Source organism: Mesorhizobium sp. M4A.F.Ca.ET.022.05.2.1, from assembly GCF_003998845.1.
In the GTDB taxonomy this organism is placed as follows: Bacteria; Pseudomonadota; Alphaproteobacteria; order Rhizobiales; family Rhizobiaceae; genus Mesorhizobium.
Genome location: NZ_RZOJ01000816.1, coordinates 1 through 573, shown reverse-complemented (window position 1 = coordinate 573; position 573 = coordinate 1). Strand labels below are relative to the sequence as shown.

Genomic DNA, 573 nt, shown 5'->3' with positions numbered 1-573 from the left:
GCCGGATACAGGCCGGGCTATGACGCCGCGCGCGGCATAAGCGGCATCCTTGCAGCGATCCGCGCGCAACGACATCGAGGCGAAACCGCCGCCGCTTGCCTCACAAGGCTTGGCGCGGCCGGCATCGCCGAAATCTACCGACAGGAATGAGCATGGCGGCCTACGACTACATCCACGACGGCACGGCGATCTATGAGCGCTCCTTCGCCATCATCCGCGCCGAGGCCGACCTGTCGCGCTTCTCGGACGCCGAGGCCGATGTTGCGATCCGCATGATCCATGCCTGCGGCCAGGTCGAGGCCGCCAGCCATTTCGTCTTCTCCAGCGGTTTCGTGGATGCGGCGCGCGCGGCGCTTGCCGCAGGCGCGCCGATCTTCTGCGACGCCGAGATGGTTTCGCATGGCGTGACCCGCGCTCGCCTGCCGGCCGGCAACGAGGTGATCTGCACGCTGCGCGATCCGCGTACGCATGAGATCGCGAAAGAAATCGGCAACACCCGCTCGGCCGCGGCAATCGACCTCTGGGGCGAGCGCATCGCCGGCTCGGTCGTCGCCATCGGCAACGCGCCAACGG

Annotated in this window: 1 protein-coding gene; it reads left to right on the top strand. The window is 67.9% G+C overall.

What is annotated here, in order from left to right; translation table 11 throughout:
* Nucleotides 1–152 precede the first annotated feature (152 nt).
* On the top strand, nt 153–573 hold a 421-nt coding region (locus EN745_RS35590), incomplete at its 3' end, for a precorrin-8X methylmutase (protein WP_127423360.1).